Origin of the sequence: Gordonia sp. 852002-50395_SCH5434458 (assembly GCF_001665905.1) — a bacterium.
In the GTDB taxonomy this organism is placed as follows: domain Bacteria; phylum Actinomycetota; class Actinomycetes; order Mycobacteriales; family Mycobacteriaceae; genus Gordonia; species Gordonia jacobaea.
Genome location: NZ_LZTC01000087.1, coordinates 1 through 717 on the forward strand (window position 1 = coordinate 1; position 717 = coordinate 717).

At 64.3% G+C, this 717-nt stretch carries 2 protein-coding genes; one reads left to right on the forward strand and one right to left on the reverse strand.

The features are described from left to right. A partial coding sequence (locus tag A5785_RS18640) for a DsbA family protein (protein WP_156528147.1) occupies positions 1–166 on the forward strand: 166 nt, incomplete at its 5' end. A 9-nt stretch (positions 167–175) separates the two neighbouring features. Here the strand turns inward: A5785_RS18640 and A5785_RS18645 are convergent. Next, positions 176–717, reverse strand: a 542-nt coding sequence (locus tag A5785_RS18645) for a transposase (RefSeq protein WP_156528150.1), incomplete at its 5' end; no start/stop codon positions are given.

Below are 717 nucleotides of genomic sequence, written 5' to 3' on the forward strand. Positions count from 1 at the left end.
GGTCTACAACAGCCCGGCCACGCTCGAACGGATCCGCGCCGACGTCGCTGACGGTCTGGCTCTCGGGGTCCAAGGCACCCCCACATTCTTCCTCGACGAGAATCGGCTACAACCGAACACGATCGACGACCTCACCGCGGCGGTGCGTGCAGCGGCGTCTGAATGATCTCAGGGGCTAGGCGGCAGCCTCCGCGATGGGCGGGCCGGCGCCCCTCGGAGTCCATTCTCGGCCATCACGGATGAGTGCCCACACAACATCAATCAACCGTCTGGCCAGCGAGATGAGCGCATGCACGTGAGAGCGGTTCTCGCGTCGTTTGCGCTGGTAGAACTCCCGTGATGGTCCGTCGCGTTGCGAGCTGTTGAGTGCGGCCATGTAGAACACCTTCCGCAGACCCCGGTGGTAGCGCTGCGGTCTACGCAATGTGCCCCGCCGGTTACCTGAATCATGCGGGACGGGAGCAAGACCGGCGTAGGCAGCCAGTTTGGCAGCCGAGCCGAACGACGTGAGGTCGCCACCAGTGAACGCGATGAGTTCGGCACCACTTCGGGTGCCGATACCGGGTACGGATTCAAGAATCCGGGCGTGGCGGTCTCGGCGGAACACCTCGGCGATCTGTTTATCCAGGTAGGTGATCTGGCGAGTGAGCGCCATCAGCGAGGTAGCCGCCTGCTGCACCAGCAATGCCGTGGTCGCCTCACCAGGCAGAGCGACGG